Source organism: bacterium (genome assembly GCA_035703895.1).
In the GTDB taxonomy this organism is placed as follows: Bacteria; Sysuimicrobiota; Sysuimicrobiia; order Sysuimicrobiales; family Segetimicrobiaceae; genus Segetimicrobium.
Genome location: DASSXJ010000214.1, coordinates 1 through 22,104, shown reverse-complemented (window position 1 = coordinate 22,104; position 22,104 = coordinate 1). Strand labels below are relative to the sequence as shown.

At 63.0% G+C, this 22,104-nt stretch carries 21 protein-coding genes and 2 pseudogenes; 10 read left to right on the top strand and 13 right to left on the bottom strand.

Going from position 1 to position 22,104, the window contains the following annotated elements; genetic code table 11:
* Window positions 1-118 precede the first annotated feature (118 nt).
* From VFP86_14440 to VFP86_14420, 5 genes are read left to right on the top strand one after another with little or no spacing between them, the layout of a single operon-like run.
* Window positions 119-1,477, top strand: coding sequence for an extracellular solute-binding protein (locus VFP86_14440; GenBank protein HET9000832.1), 1,359 nt, complete (start codon window positions 119-121; stop codon window positions 1,475-1,477).
* A gap of 37 nt (window positions 1,478-1,514) precedes the next feature.
* Window positions 1,515-2,408 (top strand): sugar ABC transporter permease, encoded by an 894-nt coding sequence (locus tag VFP86_14435; protein ID HET9000831.1) that lies wholly within the window; start codon window positions 1,515-1,517, stop codon window positions 2,406-2,408.
* Window positions 2,408-3,235: a carbohydrate ABC transporter permease gene (locus VFP86_14430; protein ID HET9000830.1), complete on the top strand. Its 828-nt coding sequence runs from the start codon at window positions 2,408-2,410 to the stop codon at window positions 3,233-3,235. The genes VFP86_14435 and VFP86_14430 overlap by 1 nt, the downstream gene beginning before the upstream one ends.
* Window positions 3,232-4,278, top strand: coding sequence for an ABC transporter ATP-binding protein (locus tag VFP86_14425; protein HET9000829.1), 1,047 nt, complete (start codon window positions 3,232-3,234; stop codon window positions 4,276-4,278). Before VFP86_14430 ends, VFP86_14425 begins: the two co-directional genes overlap by 4 nt.
* On the top strand, window positions 4,275-5,204 hold the full coding sequence (locus tag VFP86_14420; protein ID HET9000828.1) for a glycerophosphodiester phosphodiesterase family protein: 930 nt from the start codon (window positions 4,275-4,277) through the stop codon (window positions 5,202-5,204). Before VFP86_14425 ends, VFP86_14420 begins: the two co-directional genes overlap by 4 nt.
* A 549-nt stretch (window positions 5,205-5,753) precedes the next feature.
* On the opposite strand, the pseudogene VFP86_14415 reads toward VFP86_14420, so the two are convergent.
* The 3 genes and pseudogenes from VFP86_14415 to VFP86_14405 all read right to left on the bottom strand — a co-directional run bounded on the left by VFP86_14415 (window position 5,754) and on the right by VFP86_14405 (window position 7,195).
* Window positions 5,754-6,335, bottom strand: a pseudogene (locus tag VFP86_14415) (alpha/beta fold hydrolase).
* Window positions 6,336-6,464: 129 nt separating this feature from the next.
* Window positions 6,465-6,935, bottom strand: coding sequence for an HAD-IA family hydrolase (locus VFP86_14410; GenBank protein ID HET9000827.1), 471 nt, complete (start codon window positions 6,933-6,935; stop codon window positions 6,465-6,467).
* Complete coding sequence (locus VFP86_14405; GenBank protein HET9000826.1) at window positions 6,932-7,195, bottom strand: hypothetical protein; 264 nt, start codon at window positions 7,193-7,195, stop codon at window positions 6,932-6,934. Before VFP86_14405 ends, VFP86_14410 begins: the two co-directional genes overlap by 4 nt.
* A 215-nt stretch (window positions 7,196-7,410) precedes the next feature.
* Here VFP86_14405 and VFP86_14400 point away from each other — a divergent pair, with 215 nt between their 5' ends.
* On the top strand, window positions 7,411-8,013 hold the full coding sequence (locus tag VFP86_14400) for a haloacid dehalogenase-like hydrolase (GenBank protein HET9000825.1): 603 nt from the start codon (window positions 7,411-7,413) through the stop codon (window positions 8,011-8,013).
* 415 nt (window positions 8,014-8,428) lie between these two features.
* Here the strand turns inward: VFP86_14400 and VFP86_14395 are convergent, their stop codons facing one another.
* From VFP86_14395 to VFP86_14365, 7 genes and pseudogenes are all read right to left on the bottom strand, one after another.
* Window positions 8,429-8,995 carry a Uma2 family endonuclease gene (locus VFP86_14395; protein HET9000824.1) on the bottom strand — a complete coding sequence of 189 codons (567 nt, stop codon included), beginning with the start codon at window positions 8,993-8,995 and terminating at the stop codon, window positions 8,429-8,431.
* Between the two features lie 141 nt (window positions 8,996-9,136).
* The gene (locus VFP86_14390; protein HET9000823.1) at window positions 9,137-9,883 is read right to left on the bottom strand and encodes a DUF6544 family protein; all 747 of its coding nucleotides are present in this window, start codon (window positions 9,881-9,883) and stop codon (window positions 9,137-9,139) included.
* A 131-nt stretch (window positions 9,884-10,014) separates the two neighbouring features.
* Window positions 10,015-10,404 carry an Hsp20/alpha crystallin family protein gene (locus VFP86_14385; GenBank protein HET9000822.1) on the bottom strand — a complete coding sequence of 130 codons (390 nt, stop codon included), beginning with the start codon at window positions 10,402-10,404 and terminating at the stop codon, window positions 10,015-10,017.
* A 57-nt stretch (window positions 10,405-10,461) separates the two neighbouring features.
* Window positions 10,462-10,611 (bottom strand): annotated as a pseudogene (locus VFP86_14380) (hypothetical protein).
* Window positions 10,612-10,627: 16 nt separating this feature from the next.
* Window positions 10,628-10,870 carry an SHOCT domain-containing protein gene (locus VFP86_14375; GenBank protein HET9000821.1) on the bottom strand — a complete coding sequence of 81 codons (243 nt, stop codon included), beginning with the start codon at window positions 10,868-10,870 and terminating at the stop codon, window positions 10,628-10,630.
* 126 nt (window positions 10,871-10,996) lie between these two features.
* Window positions 10,997-12,991, bottom strand: a complete 1,995-nt coding sequence (locus VFP86_14370; protein HET9000820.1) for a copper-translocating P-type ATPase — start codon at window positions 12,989-12,991, stop codon at window positions 10,997-10,999.
* 568 nt (window positions 12,992-13,559) lie between these two features.
* Window positions 13,560-13,793, bottom strand: a complete 234-nt coding sequence (locus VFP86_14365; protein ID HET9000819.1) for a DUF5676 family membrane protein — start codon at window positions 13,791-13,793, stop codon at window positions 13,560-13,562.
* Window positions 13,794-14,081: 288 nt separating this feature from the next.
* Between VFP86_14365 and VFP86_14360 the strand changes: the two genes are divergently transcribed.
* Window positions 14,082-14,435 carry a hypothetical protein gene (locus VFP86_14360; protein HET9000818.1) on the top strand — a complete coding sequence of 118 codons (354 nt, stop codon included), beginning with the start codon at window positions 14,082-14,084 and terminating at the stop codon, window positions 14,433-14,435.
* Between the two features lie 202 nt (window positions 14,436-14,637).
* Here the strand turns inward: VFP86_14360 and VFP86_14355 are convergent, their stop codons facing one another.
* Window positions 14,638-16,011 (bottom strand): hypothetical protein, encoded by a 1,374-nt coding sequence (locus VFP86_14355; protein HET9000817.1) that lies wholly within the window; start codon window positions 16,009-16,011, stop codon window positions 14,638-14,640.
* A gap of 287 nt (window positions 16,012-16,298) precedes the next feature.
* Window positions 16,299-17,258, bottom strand: coding sequence for a multicopper oxidase domain-containing protein (locus VFP86_14350; GenBank protein ID HET9000816.1), 960 nt, complete (start codon window positions 17,256-17,258; stop codon window positions 16,299-16,301).
* A 349-nt stretch (window positions 17,259-17,607) separates the two neighbouring features.
* Between VFP86_14350 and VFP86_14345 the strand changes: the two genes are divergently transcribed.
* The 3 genes from VFP86_14345 to VFP86_14335 all read left to right on the top strand — a co-directional run bounded on the left by VFP86_14345 (window position 17,608) and on the right by VFP86_14335 (window position 20,926).
* The gene (locus tag VFP86_14345; protein ID HET9000815.1) at window positions 17,608-19,578 is read left to right on the top strand and encodes a copper resistance protein CopC; all 1,971 of its coding nucleotides are present in this window, start codon (window positions 17,608-17,610) and stop codon (window positions 19,576-19,578) included.
* 389 nt (window positions 19,579-19,967) lie between these two features.
* Entirely contained in the window at window positions 19,968-20,624 is a 657-nt protein-coding gene (locus tag VFP86_14340) for a hypothetical protein (GenBank protein HET9000814.1), read from the top strand.
* Window positions 20,625-20,647: 23 nt separating this feature from the next.
* Window positions 20,648-20,926: a hypothetical protein gene (locus VFP86_14335; GenBank protein HET9000813.1), complete on the top strand. Its 279-nt coding sequence runs from the start codon at window positions 20,648-20,650 to the stop codon at window positions 20,924-20,926.
* A 466-nt stretch (window positions 20,927-21,392) separates the two neighbouring features.
* Here the strand turns inward: VFP86_14335 and VFP86_14330 are convergent, their stop codons facing one another.
* Window positions 21,393-21,890: a sulfocyanin-like copper-binding protein gene (locus VFP86_14330; GenBank protein ID HET9000812.1), complete on the bottom strand. Its 498-nt coding sequence runs from the start codon at window positions 21,888-21,890 to the stop codon at window positions 21,393-21,395.
* Window positions 21,891-22,104 lie beyond the last annotated feature (214 nt).

Below are 22,104 nucleotides of genomic sequence, written 5' to 3'. Positions count from 1 at the left end.
CAGGAGGCACCTATCTCCAACAACACCACCTCCCGGCAGGAAGGTAGAGGTAAGCAGGGGAAGGGCCATGGAGGCGGCCAAGTCGCCTCACACCCGAGAGGGACAGGGAGGAGATGGTATGGGGCTCAAATGGTTGGTCACCGCATGGCTTGTCGTTGGGCTGGCTCTCGCGCTGTCTCCTGTCCAGGCCCAACAGCGCACCATCACGATCAAGACCTGGACCATCGGTCCGGACAACCCGTCGATCACGCGCTTCCGCAACGTGCAGACGGCGGCCGATCGGCTGAACGCCGCCCTCACGCGCGAAGGTGCGGACTATCAGATCAAGGTCGACGGCTCGTTTGACACCACGAACTGGGATCAGTATCTGCGCCGCGTGTTGCTGGCGTTCCAAAGTGGAGACGCTCCGGACATCGTCCAGGCGTCCGCGGCCCTGAGCACGACCTGGTCGGCCGCCGGGTTTCTCACGCCGCTCGACCAGTACATCCCCAAGTACAGGCAGTTCGGCGACATCGTTCCGTCCCTGTGGACCGCCGTGAAGTACCAAGGCAAGACCTGGGGCATTCCGCAGGACACGGAGGCCCGTCCACTGTACTTCAACAAGGTCCTGCTCAAGAAACTCGGATGGACCGATCAGCAGATTGCGGATCTTCCCAAACGGATCACCAGCGGCGATTTCACCTGGGACGACGTGTTGGCGGTCGCAAAGGAGGCTAGGCAGAAGAACATCATCGAGCCCGGCAAGGGCTACTATCATCGGCCGTTCAATGGTCCGGACTTCATGCAATGGTACCGCTCGTTCGGCGGACGGGACTACGATCCCCAGACCGGGAAACTGGTCTTCAATAAGGCGGCCGCGCTGCGCTACTATCGCTTCCTGCGGGCCGGGGTCGACGCGGGCGTCATCGAGAAGGACCGGCTCAACAGCGACTGGAACCGCTTCCACCAGCCCATCACCGACGGCGACGGGAAGGTCCTGTTCTGGTCCGGCGGCACCTGGAACTGGGCCGAGTGGGAGTTGCAGTGGGTCGCTGCGAAGGGTGGTGAGGCCTGGCTCTTCGACCACTTCGGCTACGCGCCCCATCCGGCCTACGTGAAGGGCGGCAAGCCGGTCACCCTGTCGAACCCGCAGGCCTACATGGTTTCGGCGGCCTCGAAGAACAGGGACCTGGCCCTTCGTCTGCTGGCGAACACCATGACGCCCGACCTGGACGCGAAGCACGCGGTCGGCAGCGCACACCTGCCGGTCCTGAAGCGCACGGCGGCGCTGGTCAACAACCGCTTCCTCAAGGAGGTCAGCTACCTCCTCAACTACACGACCTTCCAACCTCCGCACCCCGATCTCCCGAAGTGGCAGGACGCCTTCTTCCGGGGGGTCTCGGCGGTCGAGTCGGCCAGCGCGACACCTGAGCAGGCGGTCGACGTGGTCGCGTCGGAGATGCAGCGGGTCCTGAGCAATCAGGTGATCGTCGAGTAGACGGCACCATCTTCGGGCAGCGAGCGACAGGGGGCCCGTGAGGAAATACGCGGCGCCGTTGGTTTTCCTGCTGCCGGCTACGCTGCTCATTGCGCTGTTCTTCGTGGCGCCGGTGGTGACGACGCTCTACCTCTCACTCACTGATCTCTCCACGATCACGTTCCGGCATCCCCGGTGGGTGGGGCTGGAGAACTATCACTCCCTGCTCCGGGACCCATTCCTCGGCAAGATTCTCCTGAACACGGCCCGATACGTCGGCTTCACCCTGCTCTTCAACGTGGGGATGGGCCTGCTGCTGGCGCTGTTGAGCTCGTCCGTGCGCGAGCGCTACGGGAATCAGATCCGGGCCGTGTGGCTGCTGCCCCGCATCCTGCCGCCGGTTGTGTATGTCCTGATCTGGCAGGGGCTCACGCGCGAGTCGCCCCACGGGCTTCTCAGCAACCTGTTCGGTGTGTCCAGAAACTGGATCACCGCGCAACCCTGGAGCGTCATCATCCTGGCCAACGGATTGGTCGGCGCCTCGTTCGGGATGCTGATCTTCACATCGGCCATCCGCGCGATCCCCCAGGATCTGTTCTACGCTGCCGCGGTGGACGGGGCAACCACGGGACAGGCCGTGCGCCGCGTCGTGCTGCCGCTGCTGCGCTGGCCGATCCTGTTCGTGAGTGCCTACCAGACCCTCTCGCTGCTCACGTCGTTTGAGTACATCCTCCTGCTGACCTCCGGCGGGCCCGGCTTCTACACGACCACGGTGTGGTCGCTCCACGCCTACAAGCTGGCGCTCTCCAACTATTTCGGCAACGTGCAGTTCGGGCTGGGAGCCGCGATGGCCGCGGTGCTCGTGGTCATCGGCGTCGTGGTGTCGTTGTTCTACCTGCGGATCTTCAACTTCAAGGCGCTGGTCGGCGAGCCCAAGGTGGAGGTCAACTGATGCCGCTCCTCCCGCCGCGCTGGCGGCTTCTCCTGTTGGCGCTCGTGGCGCTGAGCCTGCCCATCATCACCGGCATCGTCTGGCTCTTCCTCACCGGCTCGTTCGAGGATGTCCACGGCCTGGTGCCCGCGGGACCCCTGGCCATCAAGAGCTGGCGCTTCCTATGGGAATCGTCGATCGGCAGCCGGCCCCCGATCCGGGTACCCCTGCTCAACTCGCTGGTGTTCTCGGTCGTGGTCTCGGTAGTGGTCGTGCTTGTGGCGTCCATGGCGGCCTATGCGATCTCGCGGCTTTCCTTCCCGGGCCGCACGATGTATCTGGGACTGGTCCTTATGCTCCACGCGTTCCCGGCCGTTAGCCTCATCATCGCGATCTTCTATATCCTTAGACTGCTCGGGCTGTTTGACACGCTGACCGGCGTGATCCTGGTGAAGGCCTCGCTCGACCTGCCCTTAGGGATCTGGCTCATGAAAGGGTTCTTCGACAACCTCTCGTGGGAGATGGAGATGGCGGCTCTGGTGGACGGTATGTCCCGGTGGGGCCTCTTCTGGAAGATCGCCCTCCCGCTGGTGCGGCCCGGGATCCTGGCTCTGAGCACCTTCTCGGTGCTCTCGGCGTGGGGGGAGTTCATCCTGCCCTTCACGCTCATCGTCTCCACCAGGAGCTGGACGATGGCCATTTACCTGCAGACCTTCCTCGGCGAAGTGTTCACCGACTATCGCATGGCGGCGGCGGTAGGACTCTTCTACGCTCTGCCGGTCGTGATCCTCTTCCTCTTGGGGCAGCGTTATCTGCTGAATATCTATTCCGGGGGCGTGAAGGGATGAGGGGGATTAGCGTCCGCCTGGAGACTCTCGCGAAGCACTTTGGCAAGGTCGTCGCGGTGAAGGGGCTGGACCTCGACGTCCGCGCCGGCGAGATGGTGGCCTTCCTCGGGCCCTCAGGATGCGGGAAGACCACGACGCTGCTGATGGTCGCCGGGATTTACCGGCCGACGGCGGGCCAGATTTTTTTTGGAGAACGTCGCGTGGACCACCTGCACCCCCGCGATCGCGATATCGGAATGGTCTTCCAATCGTACGCGTTGTACCCTCACCTCGCGCTCTTCGAGAACATCGCCTTTCCATTGAGGCTCAAGGGGAAGCCGCAGGCTGAGGTCAATCAGAGGGTGCAGCAGACCGCTGCGTTGCTGGGAATCGCGCAGATCCTCGACCGGCGCCCGGCGCAGGTTTCAGGCGGCCAGCAACAGCGGGCGGCGCTGGCGCGCGCGCTGGTCAAGGAACCGCAGGTGCTGCTGTTGGACGAGCCGCTCTCCAACCTGGACGCGCAGATCCGGCTTCAGGCCCGCGGAGAGATCCGGCGCCTACAGCAGCGCCTGGGCGTGACCAGCATCCTGGTGACCCACGACCAGGCTGAGGCCCTGGCGATGGCCGACCGTGTCGCAGTGTTCTCGATGGGCGAACTGCAGCAGTTTGCTACGGCCGATGAGCTCTATTATCGCCCCGCCAACGCGTTTGTCGCGCGGTTCGTCGGCCACCCGCCGATGAACCTGCTCGAAGGCCGCTTCGAGAACAACCACTTCGCCGCGGATGGGCTGCATATTCCCGTGCCTGGCAGACCCCCCCATGGCCCGGGATTCCTGGGGATCCGCCCCGAGGACGTCACGCTCGACGGCGAGATCCCCGGCCGCGTGGTCGTGATCGAGCCGCTGGGGCGGGAGACGCTCGTGACGCTACGGCTTGGCGACATCGACTTCAAGGTGCTGGCCGATCCGGGCGCGCGGCCTCAACTCGGGGCCGAGGTGCGGCTCGGGTATGATCGGGACCGCGTGCACCTCTTCGACCAAGCCGGAAAGCGCATCGAGACATGAGCCCCATGCCGCGGGGCCATCTCATCTACAAAGGCCGGAAGGTCCTCCTCAAGTACCACCGGCTCTTGAGCGGGGCCCACCCTCATCCCCCAAACTCGCTGGCGGCCCTCCGCCGCGTGATCGACGACGGCGCCGAGGTCGTGGAGTTCGACGTCGGGCTCACCAGGGACGAGAAATTCGTGTTGATCCACGACTCGACGCTCGAACGCGAGACGAGCGGCAAGGGTCCATTGCACCAGGTGACGGAGGCGCAGTTCAAGAGCCTGCGCCTGCGGGACAGCGATGAGCCGACGGCCACGCTCACCGAAGTGATCGGTGTGCTGAGCGAGGTCGATCGCCGATTGAAGGTGCAGGTGGATCTGAAGGAACTCGAGCCGATCTCGCACGAGGTCGCGAGTCTGCTGCTGCGGGCGATGGCGCCAATGCGCGAGAATCCGCACATCTCGGTGGTCGTCGGCTGCATGGGCGACTGGAACCTGCGTCTCCTGCGACGCCTGGATTCGGCGCTGGCCGTCGGGCTGGACTTCTCCTACTACCTCGACGCCCCGGTCGACGGGCTGGTGCGGCTGCCGCACCGGATCAACGCCTACGGGTACATGGACGATCACCCGCTGGGATACCGAAGGCTGCTCTCCCCACGGGAGTACCTGGAGGACCGGATGGACGTGCTGGTCGATCTGGTTCCCGGCGCCAGCGAGTTCTATGTCAGGAAGGAGTTCTTGCTCCAGGCGCTGGCGGACGGCGTGAACCCGATTCGATTCATTCACGAGCGAAAGCCCGGTGCGCTGGTAGACGTCTGGACGCTGTATGTGCACGAGCCGGACGTCGAGCGTGTGCTGTTCACTGCCCTGGAAGCCGGCACGGACCAGATCAGCAGCCCGGCCTCGGCACAGCTAGCGCAGGTGTACGAACAGGCCGCACGCTGAAAGAGCCCTGCGCCTCTTCGCGCAACTTATGACAGTTCAGATCTCGCGCGCGTCGCACGAATTCTTCCACGAGAGCACCACCGATGCCTTGACTGCGCCGTGTTCGGGTTGAAATCCCAAACATTGCTCAAGTGCCCTACCCCTCCCCGAACACGGAACACCGCTGCGCCAACATCTCTCCGTCCTCGTATGCCGCAAGGCCATACTCTCGCCATGCCCACTGTGGTCGTGAGTCTGCCGCGGCGAAACGATCCGCATTCCCGGCGGTCCACTCGCGTTCCAAGAAGGCTCCAATCTCACCGCGAGACGCTTCCGTGACTCTCACCATTGACACGTCACGCCTTTCCCGGAGCCAGCCGATCCCGCAACCAGGACACAAGGACGCGCTCATACTCTGGCGCAAAGGGGCCCGTCTCATTGAGATTGAGGGGATCGAGGGCCAGCGTCGGCGAGTGTCCCGTGCCGATGATATCCACAATGGTGAGATCGGCATCGGGCCTGAGAGATGACCGCTATATCTCCGCCGAGATGTCGATCGGGACCCAACGGTCACGTTGGCCGAAGACGAGGAGGATGGGAATTCAACCGGCGGAGGGCCGGCCGGACGTCGAAATCCATGATGCGCCGCCACTGTCCCCCCGAACTCGTGGGACTCGGCAGGTTTGCGCTCGCGAACCAGGGTTCGCTGCGAACGCCGTCGATCAGTGCCCGGGTCTCGTCGAGGGCACCGCGCCCGCGGCAACATTCATCGATCTGAAGCCGAATTGCGGTGACCTGCTCGATGACGGACTCGGGGTAGCCAGCTTCTCGAAGCTGTGTGGCCGCCGCGTAGGTCATCTGGGCGGACGGGGACACCCCGGATGGTGAAACAGCGATCAGGAAGGCGATCGCGGGATTTGTAGCAGCGGCGAGCGGGGCGATCCAGCCTGCCTGGCTCACGCCCAACAGACCGATCCGGGCAGCGTCGATCTTGGGATGCTGGTGGAGACGATGTACCCACGCATTGACGTCTCCAGCGAGCTCCTCGAACGCAGCCTTGGGGGCACCGGTAGACCCACCCTCCCCGCGCCGGTCGAAGGTCAGGGTGGCAATGCCATGCCGTGGGAACAGCGATTGAAGATGCTGGAGCCCGCGGGTTTGGCGTGTCCCCCCACCCGAGCATGTACGCCAACCACTGCAGGAGAGACGCCCGCACCCACAGGAAGGGCGAGCGTGCCGGCAAGGACGGCACCGTCGACGCCCTCGACAGACAACTCCTCCCTACAAGAGGCGAATGATCTCACTCAGGGTCGACACCGATGGTCCATGCCACACGTCCGCATTGTACCGCACCGGCTGATGTCGCTCTTCTTCACGAGCACGCAGGAGAACCGCGCGCATGCCGGCTCTGGAGGCTCCCGTGAGTTCGTGACTCCCCCCGTCGCCAACGTAGAGACAATGTTCCGGCGGGATGCCCAACCGCTTGCACGCCAGGTGATAGATGCGCGGGTCTGGCTTTCGCACGCCGATCTCGCAAGAAAAGACCGGCACATCGATGAGGCGGGCGAATGGGGTGTCCGGCCACACCTCCGGCAGCGGGTGAGAACAATCGCTGATCAACCCGATCTTCAGACCCGCATCCCTGACTCGGGACAACGTCTCGATGGTGTCATCGCGCGGAATGAGGGCGCGACGCTCGAGCGCGAGCCAGAGGTCGGCCGCTCTGGAGACGAGCCCTCCCTCGGCGCTCACATCGAGCGTGCGGTAAATGTGCCGATGTTCACTTCGATCGTCGGAAACGTCCCAACCGCGCGCTGTGGGAAGGTGTCCAGCCACAGACGGACAACATGTTGAGGAGGCGCGCCGAGCAGCGTGGCCATCTCACACAGCACACGCTCCAGCTCGAGCTTGGAAAAGTTGGGGACTAACGTGCCGAAGAGGTCGAAGATGACCGCGCCGAACTGCGTGGCCGGCACCCAAGGCGGTGACAGGTCTTCGTGGGAACTCCCCATCGTGCGTTGCCTCCTCATGAGGGGGCGCCGGGAGTCTGGTCAGTCTTCGCGTCGACAGCGATGCTCCCCTATTTGGGTCATCTATGGTGATGAGTTCTCTTGGGAGGGCGGCCACACAAGGGGGCGAACCTCCTCGGTGTAGAGATACCGCACCTCAAGCTAGTGGCTCGACTAGGATGGCTGCAAAGAAAATGGTGAAACCTCGCGGTCTCGTGGTGTTCGATCTCGACGGCACACTCCTGCGCGGACCAACCGTCTGCGAGTTGCTCGCCGGCCCTCTCGGACGCGCCGACGAGATGCGGGCATTCGAATCGTTACACGCAGAGCAGGATATTGCACAGGCACGCGTTGAGATGGCGCGTTGGTATGATGGGATCTCGCGCGGATGCCTGTTGATGTCTTTGGACGCGGCAAAGTGGGCTCCTGGGGCACTCGAGGGAGTCGCGCGCTTGCGAGAGGCAGGGATGGAGGTGGCCATTGCATCGATCACATGGAGCTTCGGGGTCGACTGTTTCGCGGCGCGGCTCGGGGTGTCTCGGACCCTCGGTACTGGACTCCGAGAAGATGGAACAATCGACCATATTTGGCCCCGGCATAAAGCTGCGTGGGTACGAACACTTTCATCGGAACTCGCCGTGCCTGACGAGCTGACAGCTGCTGTCGGCGACTCATCCCGAGATGTGGACATGCTGCGCGCGGCTGCGCTGCGATTCTTCGTGGGGCTCCACCCGCCTGCAGGATTGGAATGCATTCACATCCCTGATGGCGACATCCTGAAAGTGGCCCAGCACATCCTTGCCCAGTGGGCAACATCATGACAAAGGACCCGCATTGACGGTAGAGCCGAACTCGGACCACATTCGCCGGGGCTGGGGGACATATCTTGCGGGTGATCAACTGAATGCCGCACTAGGGCGCGCAGTCTAATGCGGGCTGGTTCTCCCCAATTCCCAGGCAAGCGGAGCCATCTTCTGCCAGGAGGTGCTCCGTGCCTACGAACAGCGCACACCGATCCATCAGCACCCCGGATGAAACGAGAAAAGGGGTCCGGACTGGACCCCAGCAAAAGTGCGGTGCACCCTACTTATATAGAAGGCGGCGTTTTATAGTCAAGACGTTTGCCAGCGCTGGTTCCGCAGTCGTCGGTCTCCTAGCGTTGTGGCGATACTGTTCCAACGCGCCCCGATTCGCGCTCGTACTGGGCGTGTTCACTGCGGCGACGCAGCTGGTCCCCTACGGGTAGATGGCCCCGAGATCCAACGCGAACCCTGGTAGCTCGGGCTCGAACGTCACCGTCCTCGCATCGCGGAACGCTCGGGCCTGCTCGCCGGGGCGGTACATTTCGACGGTCCGGCCCTGAGGGTCGATGAGCACCGCCAAGCGCGCACCGTTCCTGAGGTAAGCGGCCATCTTGGCCTGCAGTTCGCCCAGCCGATCGCTCTCCGACCGGATCTCGAAGACGGCGTCCGGGCACAGCGGCGCGAACCCCTGGCGCTCTTCGGCCGTGAGCGCTTCCCACCGGTCGCGTTGCATCCATGAAGCATCGGGCGACAGAAGAGAGCCATCCGGGAGCCGGAATCCCGTCGACGGACTGAACGCGATCCCGCGCCCGTCTCGCTTCGTCCAGACACCCAGCTGGAGAGACAGTTCCTGCTCCAACCGCCCCGCCTCGCTCCCCGTGGGCGTCACGACCAGTTCCCCTTTCGCGCTGCGTTCGAACTGATACCCGGGGTTCCGCCGGGAGAGCTCGAGCAGTTCCTCATCCGTCACCGGACGCACGGGGGTCAGGATGATCGCCACGGTACGGTCTCTTCTCTCATGTCGCTTTGATCGTACCATACGTAAGAGGCGTTGTATTCCCTAGACCGGCGTGACGCTGCCCTGGGCCGGTCGTCGGCCGTCTCAATGCAGCCTCGAGGTCAAGCGAGTTGCCTTGGCTGTTTACCGGTACGCAGCGTCATCGATCGTCACTCTGAAAAACTCGCCGTCCGGCTCAACCCGGTCTGTCCCGACATACCATCCGACCCGTAGCCGAGTCGGAATAGTGTAGCCGTCGAATCTCCCCTCTTCCTCCGCCACACCACCGAAATCCACATAGTGGAATGCTGCTCCCCCAGGGTTGCCCCAGCGTGGCAGATGGAGGGTTTTGAGCGCGCCCGTATCGTCGATCGTGAACGCGAGCTCCCCGGTTTCGCCCTGCACCGTCAGCCGGGCGTGCGGGTGCAAGGAATCCTGTGCCGTCCACGATGCGTCATCACCGCAGAGCACAGAGGGCAACCAAACTGACTCTGCCATGACGCGACCGGCTGCGGATCGAGTAATATCGGGGCCGGACGCCGTCATAATGGGAACAATCCCGAAGAGCTTCCACCGCATGGCGCCTTCGCCGTCCACGAGGCGATCGAATCCGCGAATGGGCATGCCGTTCATTCGTACCGTGGCGCTCCAGATCATGCCATGGCCCCAATGGATGACCTGCTCTGCCGTAAAGGGATGCCACCGCCCAAGTTTGATTTCACCGTGCATCCGCAAGCGAACCGCCGACGCAAGCAGTGCTCCGGGGGCAATCGCGTGCTCAAGATAACGCCGCGCTGCTTCGGTAAGCCCCGAGAGCTGACCGGACCGAAAGGCACGCTGGCCGGATCGTACTGACTTCCACAGTCCGTCGATGGAAGGCTTTCTAGTCATGGTTGCGTCTGACGCTCCTGTCGGAACCGGTGGCCTGCGGGCGGACCGTTGATAAGAGTCGCGATCTCGGCGCCACGCGCTTCGGGAATACCGGCTCCTTTGGAGCGTCCGCGCAACGCCGGCAATTACCTTCATTTTGGCCGCAGGTCCCTCCCGACATGGCGGATACGCTGTCCCTTCGCCGTACCCACTTTCACCAGCGCCATGGTCCCCGAGATCGGCTGTGACGAGAGCGGAAAGATCAGCACCAACACCCCATTGTCGTAACTGGCATTGGCTCTCGTCGAATCCACAGGTGAAGGGAGGTCCACCGTTCGCTGGTACGGACCAACCGACCATTCTCGTTGCACGTATCCCGGCTTCTTCGCCTGCCCCAGACCTCTCAGGGCTCCTGTGACCGAGAGCCGCAGTCCTTGCAATTCGATACGAATGTTTTCAGGTTCCAGTCCTGGTGCTCGCGTCGCAACCATCAACCTCGTGTTGCTTCGATAGATGTTGATGGGAAGCAATTGTTCCACCATCGGTAACCCCCTCGTCACGGTGAATTGTAGTTCCGACCCAAGCGTGCGTTGTTACGCGAAGATAACCGGCTTGTCCGTGGTGAACATTGAGTCGAACTCGCGTTCCGAAAGGCCGTGCGGGTGCTCGCTCGGGGGCTGGAGCGTCGTCAGGTCGACGACGTTGACGACACGGATCTTGACGTCCGGGAAATGCTCACGGAGCAGGGCCACGGCCCGCCATCTCTTACGCCACGTTTCGTTTCATCTCCTCGAACTGCTCTTTCGTCAGTTCCCCCGCCGCATAGCGGCGCCGGAGAATCTCAATGAGGTGTTCGGGATGGCGTGTTTGATTAGACGGACCCCGATCACTCAAACCGCGAACTAGGGCCACGATGCCGACGATGACCAGTCCCCAGAACACCACCATCATGATCCACCCTCCAACCATCCACCCCCAATCGCTACCGTATCCGTGTGGCCACATCATTTTCCTCACCTCATCTCAAACTACACTCCTCCAGGACCATGACCATCATAGATCGCCGCATTATGCGGGGACATCGGGTGTACGCTGCATTCCGGGAGCGGGTGAAGACCTGAGCCGAACTCGGAATCACATCTTCGTCAGGTGTCGCTCAGCGCTCTTCAGAAGCACAGCGTTGGTCGCGACGATAATCGAGGATGCCGACATCAGGAGCGCCGACCACTCCGGGCGCAGCATGATGCCGAATCGCGGATACAGGATCCCCGCCGCGACTGGAATGGCGAGGACATTGTAGCACGACGCCCAGAAGAGATTCTGCCGCATCTTCGTCACCGTCGCCCGGGAGAGATAGATGGCCCGGAGGACGTCCGCCGGGTCGGACCGCATCAGCACCACTTCTGCGGTCTCGATCGCCACATCAGTGCCGGCGCCGATGGCGATGCCGATGTCCGCCTGGGCCAGCGCCGGCGCGTCGTTCACGCCGTCTCCGACCATGGCCACAAACTTGCCCTCCTGCTGAAGCTGCTTTACATAGTTGGCCTTCTGCTCGGGCAGCACCTCGGCGAAGACCCGCTGGATGCTTAGTTGCCCCGCCACCGCCTGCGCCGTCTGACGATTGTCGCCGGTGATCATCGCGACCTCGATCCCGAGCTGGCGGAGGCCCTCCACCGCGCGACGTGACGTCTCCCGGACCGGGTCCGCGGCGGCGGCTACCCCGGCAATCCGGCCGTCCACGGTCACGAGCATGATTGTCTTCCCGCCTGCGAGCAGCCGGTCCAGGTGTGCCTGCACGGGGGCCAGATCGATGCCATGGTCCCGCATCAGCTTGGCGGTCCCCACCATGACTTCCCGCCCGGACACCGTCGCCCGGACGCCGTGACCGGCGAGGTTCTCGAATCCGGTGACCTCCCCGTCGACGGAGAGCTTTCGCCGCTCGGCCTCCTCGAGCACCGCCTTGCTGAGCGGATGGCCCGAGTGTGCCTCGGCGGCGGCCGCGAAGCGGAGCACCTCGTCCGGCTGAAGGCCATTGACCCCCACGATGTCGGTGAGTCGCGGGCGTCCCTCGGTCAGCGTTCCAGTCTTGTCCATGACCACCGCGGTAATGCGCGAGACCTGCTCGAGCGTCGCCGCGTTCTTGATCAGGATGTTGTGGCGCGCGCCGATGCCCGTGCCCACGGCTACGGCGGTCGGAGTCGCCAGGCCGAGCGCATCGGGGCAGGCGATCACGACGGCGGAGATCGCGAAGGTGAGTGCGACGAGCAGCGACTCCCGCATCACCCCGAACCAAACACCAAAGGTGACGATGCCGGCACCGACCGCCAGAATCACCAGGTACTGGGCCCACCGATCGGCGATACGCTGGCCCGGGGCCTTGGAGGACTGGGCCTCCTCGACAAGCTTCACGATCTGCGCGAGTGCGGTCTCCTCCCCCACTTTGGTCGCCTTGAACCGAACCGATCCCGACTGGTTGATGCTTCCCCCGATCACCTGGTCGCCCGGCCGCTTCATGAGGGGAATGGACTCCCCGGTCACCAGGGACTCGTCGATCGCAGTTTCGCCTTCGGCGACCACGCCATCGACCGGCACGCGGTCGCCGGGTCGTAGCTCCACGACATCGTCCTTCTGGATGTCGCTGGTCGGGATCTCCACGACCTGACCGTGGCGCACCACCCGGGCCTTCGGCGGCACCAGGTTGAAGAGAGCCTGCAGGGCGTCTGAGGTGCCTCGCCGGGACCGCATCTCCATCCAGTGGCCGAAGAGCACAAAGGTGACCAGCATCGCGGCCGCTTCATAGAAGGTCTCTCCGGCGTTCAATACGGTGATGATCACGCTGAAGAGATAAGCCGCCAGCACTCCCACGGCGATCAGCACCGACATGTTGAGGGCGCGCTGACGCAGTGATTGGTAGGCGCCAGTGATGAAGATCGAGCCGGTCCAGAAGACGACCGGGGTGGTCAATACGAACAAGATCCAATTGATGGGGATCGGTTCCGGCAGCCGCAGCCGAAGCAGGTTCTGGCCGAGGGGAGAGTAGAGCACCGCTGGAATGGTCAGCACCAGCGACCACAGAAACCGCCCTTGCATGTCCGCTTCCATGAACCGAGCCATACGAGGGTCTGTCATCATCGCCTCATGGTCATGAGCCTCGGTCATGCCATGATGGGCCTCGTGATGGGCGTGGGCTGCCGTCTTCGCGTCAAGGCCGTACTCAAGGTGCTTGGCCTCAAACGTACATCCGCATGTGATGGCCAGTTGTGCCGCCTGGCAGGAGAGGCACGACTCCCCGCACATGCACATGACATGGGCAGTTTCGTGGTGCGCCTCTGGTCCATGCGATAGACCAGCGGGCATGGAATGAGCACTCGGTGTTTGCGAGGCCATCACGCCCCACCCTTTCTCGAACCTATGCTGAGCCGGTTCCTTGTTCTGGTGGCAACAACCAGAAGAATCGCCCCTACAATCAGTGCACTCACAAGAGTCAGCAGGGAGATCCACCAAACCACGGCGGCAACACCCCCACCAGGACGCAGCACGCCGTGCCCCCAGACCAGCTCGGATTGGACATCCCGCTACTGACGTTAAAACTGATGAGGGCCAGTAGCGCCAGCAAAATGAGGGCGAACGATAGCCGGCGACGGTCTGGGTTCATGCTCTGCCACCTTTCTGGCGAGAGCCGCAGCAAGAAGAGCGACTATTTCACTGTCTCCAGGCGATGGCTCAGCCAGTTATAGACCACTGAGAAGACCGCCCCGGTGTAGAGACCATACAGGATGCTCTCCCCTACCCCGATCAAGAGCCCCCGCCAAGTCAACCATGTGAACCCCGGGAACAGCTGCTCGAGAAACTGGTGCGCCGAAAGGGTCTCCGGCCTCACCACACCATACAGCACGCAGATGACAAACGTAATTGCGCTCCAGATGCCCAATGCTCAAGAGACCACTTTCACATTCAACATATCCCTCATCCCCGCCTACGCCGATTCGAGCTTCGACCGATCACCTGTTGCGGCTACACATTCGATGGGCTTAAATGCATCAAGCATCCTCTCGATTCGTTCGGGGTCACTACAGATCCCAGTATCGATTATAGGAAAGTCCGGGGACGAGTGCTATCAGGTTGTGCATTGATGCTAAGGTCGGGTGATGGCAGGATGCCCCAAAGCCACCTGGCGTTGTACTATTGCGTGGAAACCGTCATCAGAGGAGGGGTGAAGATGAGAACGTGGAAGACGGCGCTGATATTAGCCCTTGGTACGGCAATATTGGTGGGGGTGTGGACGGGCTCCCTCGCGCAGGCGCAGCTACGCGCTCAAATGCCAATGAATCCGCAGGGGATGCAGATGGGGCAGATGATGCAACAAATGCAGATGCAGCGGACTCAGATGAACGCCACGGTGTCCGCCCTGCGGAAGCAGCTCGAACAGATTAACCCTGACTTGCTCACCGGTCAGGAGCGCCCTATGTACACCTATCTGAAGATCCTACAGGGTCATCTCGAGAATATGGGCGGGATGATGGGGACTATGCAGGATACGATGATGAAGATGCCCGGTATGCCGAGACGGTAGCGCATCCCGGAATGAAGCTATGGCATCTGACCCCCGATGCAAGAGTGGTGGCCGGCGTGAACTTGTAGAGTAACTCGAGCGACACGGAGGCAAATGCATTACAGTGAGCCTGGGGGGTGCACGCGCTGATCGAAGGCCCGGCCCGGGTCGAATCTCCCACGGTGGGCGGGGCGTCTCAGGGCAACGAGGAGCATCACGCCCCCTACGAGATTCGCCAGCGCCACTCGAAAACGAGTGCTCCCGAGATGGCTGACGGAATCCACCGGTAGGCGAGCATATAGGTGACGATCAGGGCCGCGGTAGCCCACTGGACAGCTCCCACAACCGCCAGTCCGGCGGCTCCCGTCCATATGCCGCCGACGAGGCAGGCGACACCAGCGTTGCTGAGGACCAGTGCGACGCGGCCCGGGCGAGGATTGTAGGGCGCGGGCTGTCGGGGAATCGCCGCCACGTCCGGGATGGTGGCGCGGTAGTACCACATCAGAAACGGGGTCACCTTATACAGCTGCCCGAGGATCGCCTGGGTTACCCATCCGAGAAGAAACAACACCACCACGCACTCCCCGAGGCGAGATGCAGGATCGCTTTGGAGCCATCCCGCCCCCCACCCGACGCCGGCACAGGCCAGAGCCGCGGAGTAGGCGACGACGGCGTACCAGTGCGAAACGTTCAGATCCGGCGCCCGGCTGCGCCGGTGGGCAAGCACGTGAAGCACCTCTGACGCGAATAACACGAGCCCACCGGCCGCGAGCAGTGCCGCGGCGTGGAGCATCCACACCGCCCCTGACCCGACGCCTCCGAGGGCCCCGGCAACCGCCAGAACACCGAGGTAGAGGATCGCCCATCCCCGGCGGGCGCTGGCGACCCGCGCACCGTGCATGATCGGCACCAGCCGGTAAAACGTCCCGACGACCATCAGCCCGAACCAGCCCCCGAGGCCCAGAGTCAGATGGATGATGAGCCCGCGGTGGCCGATGAAAAGCGCCGGCCAGAAGGCCCAGCGGAGGTTCGCAGCGAGGAGCGTCCCCCAGAGCAGGACGAGGGCAAAGCAGAGAACCGCCACTGGGATGTGGGGGCTCACCACGGAACGCTTCTCACCGGCCGCGGCGATCGTCGAGGCGATGATGGCGATGAACCACCAGGAGGCCAGGTTGACGCCCGCCCCGCCAGCCGCGACGACCACAAACTGCCCCCGCAGAAATCCCGCGAGCATGACGAGCACGCTGAACGCGAAGAGGCCGTACTGCCCCGGCACCAGGCGCTCTCCGCGCACCCTCGCCCCGAGCAGCGCTGGGGCCATCTGCATGGCCCCTCCCATAATCGTCAACGTTACCCATCCGAGGGTCGCGATGTGCGTGGTCGCCAATACCGGGAGCGTCTCGTAGGTAGCTGCGGCCAGCGACCCAGCCGAAGCGATAAGGAAGAGGCCAAGTACGGGAAAGGCGACGCCCACCGCCGTCCAGGTGAACCAGCTGCCAAAGGTGAAGGCGAGTGGGCCAGCGGCGGCTGCATAGGCGCCGGGGCCGACACGGGGTGGCGGAGCGTCCTCGGAACTGGACCCGCTCAGCAGGGGCACCTCCGCGTCCGTGACCGAACGCCGCAAGAGCGACCGGGCGAGCCAGTTAACGTCTTCGCGACCGAAGCAATGAAATGATTGCACCCCGCCGAACCAAACACGAGACAATGCTGCTTGGCCCCTCGCACACGCTACGATCGAGTGCGGTAGAGGCTACGGCGATCACGAACGCAAGCTACATGTCGGCGGGCCGCCCCGGGGACCCGGCGGATGACCCGTCGGTCAGTTTCGCTGGGCCCACTCCCGGGTTCCCCCGCAAGAATCGTCTCGATCCTCGGGACGCGCCGCTACTTCGCCGGCACGACCTTGATGACGCCCACAGCACCCTTCCCCGTGAAGGCGAAGGCGTGGGTGACAAACGGGTACAGCCCTGGTTGCGTAATCGTCAATTCAAACGTCGCGCCGCCGCCGGGCGGGATCTGATAGGTCTGGATGCCCTGGAGCGCGTTTGCTGGGTTGCCGTCGACGTACACTTTGTCGAAGACCCAGCCGATCACGTGAAACGCGGAAAACAACGTTGGCCCCGCGTTCAGAACGTACAACCGGATCCGCTGGCCCGCCTTCACGACCAGCGGATGTCCCTGGTACTGATCGGCCACACCGTTGAAGACCACATAGTCCGGCTTGACATCGAGGACCTTCTGGACATCAGGTTGATACGTGTTGTTGGCGCCCTGGTGAACGTAGAACTCGCTCTCCACCAGCGCGAACTCCTTGGCGGGCGGCAGCGGTGTCGTCGGATCCACGATGATCGCTCCGTACATCCCGCTGCTGATGTGCATGAACGCGGGCGGCGTCCCGCAGTGGAACATGAACACCCCCGGGTACTTGGCAACGAAATTGAACGCCAGCGACTTGCCGGGGAGCACGGGCTGATACCAAACGTTCCACGGAGTCGTCGCCGCGTGGAAGTCGATCGAGTGTGCGAGCGGCGTCTTATTCTCGAAGATCACGTGCACCTCATCGCCCTGGCGCACATGAATGATGGGGGCGGGCACCGACCCGTTGAACGTCCATAGGGGGACCTTGACCCCGGTTGCGATCTCCTGGACTGCGTCCCGGGCGACGACCGTAACCTGCCTGACGTGCTGGCTCCCCGCCGGCGGGACCGCCGCGTCGTAGAAACCGCCCTCTCCATTCTGCGCTGCCCCGAGCGGCGTGCCGGGCAGCGAGAGGAACCCCACCACCCCTGATACGACCAGCGCCGGGATAATCCACCGTCCCGGGCGCTGCCGATGTATGTGCATGTCGTGCCTCCTGCTCGCTAGGACGTTGGTCGACGTTATTAGCGTAACGGGGATAGCTATCAGACGCCATCGGGTGGCCGCTGTATCCCTGTCGTGTGCGGACCCGATCCCCGCCCGGGGGAGTCGCCGCTCCGCACAGCAACGCTGCGCGGGCGTTGATTCAGCCGGCAGAACCGCTCCCATCCGCTTCGATCCGCCGCTGACTCTTGTTGACCCGGCCCATATTCATCAACATTGCCCTTGCCTGCATTGGATGCTACCGTATCGGTGAGCTACTGGTCGTAGGAGCTTATGCTGCGTCTCGAATCTCGGTGGGGCAACGTGTTGACGCGCTTGGGATCCTCGTAGCGTGTTCGTTTTTGGGCGGTGCTGGCGGCCGGCACGATACGTCGCGGTCACCGCGCTGGCCCTTCTCCTCTGCGCATTCTCTAGGAACGTCGTAGCTCACGCGCTGCTCCAGCGCTCCGTCCCGGAAAATGGCGTGGCGCTTGAGCGCGTCCCCGATGTCATCATCCTCATCTTCACTGAGCCACCCGAACCGGCACTGTCCGTCATCCATGTGCTCGACAGTACCGGGCGTTCGGTGGAGGATCGCGGCGCCCAACCTGTGCGCGGCCAGCCACTCGAGCTGCGCCTGCCCCTCCTGGGCCTCCCTCAGGGCGTCTACACCGTCAGCTGGCGCACCGTCTCACGCGTCGATGGCCATGTCGCCGGAGGCGCGTTCAGCTTCGGAGTGGGCGTTGCCCCTTCCAGCTCTTCACTGCCGCAGGCGCTGAATCCGCCGCCATCGCCGCTGTATGTTGTCAGCCGTTTGTTGCTGTACGTGGGCCTTAGCGGCCTCCTGGCGACCGCGGTCACTGGCGCGGCGACACGGGCGGCGCCCATAGGGCTTCGGGCGCATGCATGGACGCTCTGGGCCGCCGCCGCGGTCGGTCTGGTTCTCTTAAGCATCGCACAGGCTCGGGATGCCGGAGCGGGGATCGACCGCCTGTTGCGGACGCCCCTGGGCCACGCGCTATGGTGGAGGGCCGTCCCCCTAGCGGCAGCAGGGCTTGCCATCGTCATGGGGCAAAGGAGCAGGAGCTTCCGGTGGAACGCTCCGGTGGCGCTTGGAGTGTCAGTAGCAGCCGCGATGCTGGCGCAGGTCATTGCGGGGCACGCCGGCGCCGGTGCCGGCCTGCGGCGCTTCTGGAACATCCTCGAACAATGGGCGCATTTTGCCGGTGTTGGCGGCTGGGTAGGAGCCTTGGGAGCCATGTTGCTCACTGCCCGGACAGCCTCTGGCAAGCACAGTGCCACCATTGTCCATCGGCTCTCGATGGGGGCGGCAGCCGCCCTCGGCACGGTCGGCGTCACGGGCGCGCTCCGTGCGGTTGACGAGGTGGGGACCTGGCCGGCGTTACTGTCGACAACGTTCGGTAAACTTGTGTTGCTGAAGGCTGGTCTTTTCGCCGTCCTCGCGCTGCTCGGAGCATTCAGCCGGCGCCGGACTCTGATCGGCGCGTGGAGGGACGTTCGTGCCCTCTACCTTCTGGTCGGGACCGAGATCGGGGTTGTCGTCGGCGCGCTCGCTGTGACGGCTTTCCTGACGGGCTTGGCCCTTCCAAGCGCAACGCGGGAGGCAATCATGCCTGCACCGGCAGTCTCCGCGGCGGGCAGTGACTATGCCACCTCGGTGCGCGTCCGTCTGACGGTCACGCCCGGGCTCCCGGGGATCAACCGATTCACCGCCGCGGTCACGGACTACGATACTCAACGGCCGGTGGCCGCCGACCGCGTCACCCTTCGGTTCATAAAGCCCGACCGTGTAGATATTGGACCGTCAAGCTTGCCCCTGTCACGCGAGGCGGACGGCCTCTATCAAGGGAAGGGGTCCAACCTCTCGCTCGAAGGCCGCTGGTCAGTCGTTGTCCTTGTCGAGCGCCAGAGCCAATCAGTAGAGGTCCCCCTCGAGCTAGCTGCTCGGCGTGCGCCCCAAACCGTGCGGACCATTCACGCTCCCGGCAAGCCCCCTGTGTACAACATCGACCTCTCGGGCGGCCGGACGCTCGGCCTCTATCTCGATCCGGGCAAGGCAGGGTTCAATACGGTGCACGGGACCTTCGTTGATGCTCAGGGGCACGAACTGATCCTTGCGCGTGCTCCCGAGATCACTGCCGGTCGCGTTGGTCAGCCATCCAAGGCCCTCCCCGCGCTCCAAGAGGGGCCGGGCCACTTCTCCTCAGGAGCCGAGTTCGGGCCTGGAGAGTGGCAACTGGAGATCGCTGCAACAACGCGAACGGGCGAGACGTTTCACGCCCGCCTGACGATCCGACTCTAATCCCGTTCGTGCACACAAAACCCAGTTGATCTCCGGCACCCGCGAGCGCCGACGCGCCAAGCATCAGGAGGGCCTCGGCCGTACCCCGGTGGTCAGTCCCCTGGCCCGGTCCCGGGTCTCGCGCTCGAGGCCCCCTCGATGACTTCCAATACGTTTATAGCATCCTTCCGCCTATCGCAACATCAGCCCGACACCTGATTCATGCTCCGAACAAGGCCCGATTGTCGTTGGGTTCCGCTGAATGGCGAACGCGCATGGAGGGCGGCGTCTCGTACCCAAGCCGGCGGAGCCCCAAACGTCACATATAATCTGCCAATTTGACAGAATCGTGACAGTGGCAGAGTAGTAGATTACCAGGACAGACCTATGCGCCAAAGAGGAGGATGAACATGCTGCGGATGATGCGGTCTATTCTGAGCGCCCTCGTGGTGATCAGCATCTTTTTCACCTGGACCGTCCCCCCTGTGCGGAGTCAAGCGGCGATGCCCAATCCCGCTAAGGTAGCCGAGCTCAAAATGACCCAGCGCGACCTGTACATCAACCATATCTTCTGGGTGAGAGACCTCGTGATCTCGACGAGGCTCGGCGAAAAAGCCGCAGCAAGTGAGGCGGACGAGTACGGCCTAAAGAATGCCAAGGCCATAGGACTCTCTATCGCTCCCCTCTATGGCCAGGCGGCGGGCGAGAAATTCGCCACGCTCTTTACAGGACATTATGCGGCCGTGAAGGCGTACATGAATGCCGCCTTCGCCAATGGTTTCAAAGGCAGCGCCACGCTCAAGAAGGCTGCTGGGGACAGGCTGACAAAAAATGCCAACGAGATCGCCGCGTTCGTAAGTTCAGCAAACCCGAACTTGCCGAAAGCGACGGTGTACGGGCTTCTGGTGACACACGCGCAACAGCATATCATGTCCATCGATGCAACAGCGAAGAAGGATTGGTCGGCCGAGGCGGATATGTGGGACCCGATGGTGAAGCACGTCTACACGCTTGGCGATGCGCTGGCCGATGGAATCGCAAAGCAATTCCCGGACAAGTTTCAGTAATAGGCACGACAAAATGAGCGGCGATGCGGGAGATGCTGATAAGACCTGGGGTGAGCAGAGCTATGTGCTACAACTGCGGATGCAAGATGCCCGATAACCCCATGGGAATGGGACACGCCGGAGCCGAACCAGAGGGGAAGTCGCTCACCAACAAGACCTTCGAAGAGGCCGGCAAATCCATGGAGCAGAGCAGCGACGAAGCGAGGCGGAACGCCCTCGACCTCCTGAAAAAGGTGCGCGGCGAGAAACCTGCAAAGATCGTGAAGGATCCTTCGGGATATGACCGCTACGACGATACGTAGGTAAGAACCATCTGTCGAAATGCACGCGATACTTCAGTTCCTAACAGCTTGGCCATTCGTCCCACTCTAGCCCGATTTGTGCGGACCTTTGTGCGGACCCCTCCTACCGGTATTCTTGCGTACTAACCCAACTTCCGCAGTTTGACCTTCGCTTAAGAATTTTTGGGGCCCTTTCCGCCGACAGTGGCAGTTGGAAAGGGCCATCTTATTTGTAGTTCTACGATAAGATCGAACTGCTGATGGTTTGAAATATCGATGTAGTGAAGACCAACCCTCTTTCCATGGGTGCGCGGCGCCCGTATGATGAGATCGGATGTACGTACTATTACATATTTCGCTCGGACAGCACCCCGAGTCGGTAGCGGCTTTGCCGGCGTTCGCCGCGATACCCCTCGGGTGGCTCACGAAATACTTTCCGCCCAAAACGTGGAGCACGATGGGTTGGAGCGAAGTTCGCTTTCGCCACCTACTTGTTGACCGTGATGGTAGGCTTCGCCGCGGGCGAGTCCGCCACGATGAAGTTCGCGTACATGCCCAGCAGCGCATGCCCGGGAAACCCGCAGATCATCAAATACTTTCCCGCCTTGGTCGCCGTGAACTGCACGGTAGCCGTCTGCCCTTTCGTGATCCCCACTTGCGGATTCTTGATCTGCGCGCCGGGAAAGGCCGGAGCGTTGAGCGCCGTGGCGGGAAGCGGGTTTGTCGGCGGAATGATCTGCAGGCTATGGGGCAGCGTTCCCTGGTTCTTGAAGGTGATCTGCACCATGGCCCCGAGCGGCACCGTGAGGACCAGCTGTCCTTTGATGGCCCCGTTGAAGTTCTGCTCACCGTTGGCTGGGGTCTGCGCCGCGACGATCGTAAATGGCGCCGCCACGGCGCCCTGGCCGGGCGCGGCGGCTCCGAGAACGCCGAGCACTCCGACCAGGAGTGCGACTCCCATAACTCGCTGTGCGCTTCGCATCATGCCTCCCTTCGGATTCTTCCGTCCGGACCAAACCGATCGATACGTTCCGTCCCATCATACGTCTCGTCACGACGTGCGGTTCTACCCCGCCGAAGACGGACGCCCGAGCAGGGGGCCGTTACTTTTCTACGATAAAGACCCCGACCATGCCGGCGTCCGCGTGGTTGACCACGTGGCAATGGAAGAGCCAGATTCCAGGGTAGCGGAACTTGAT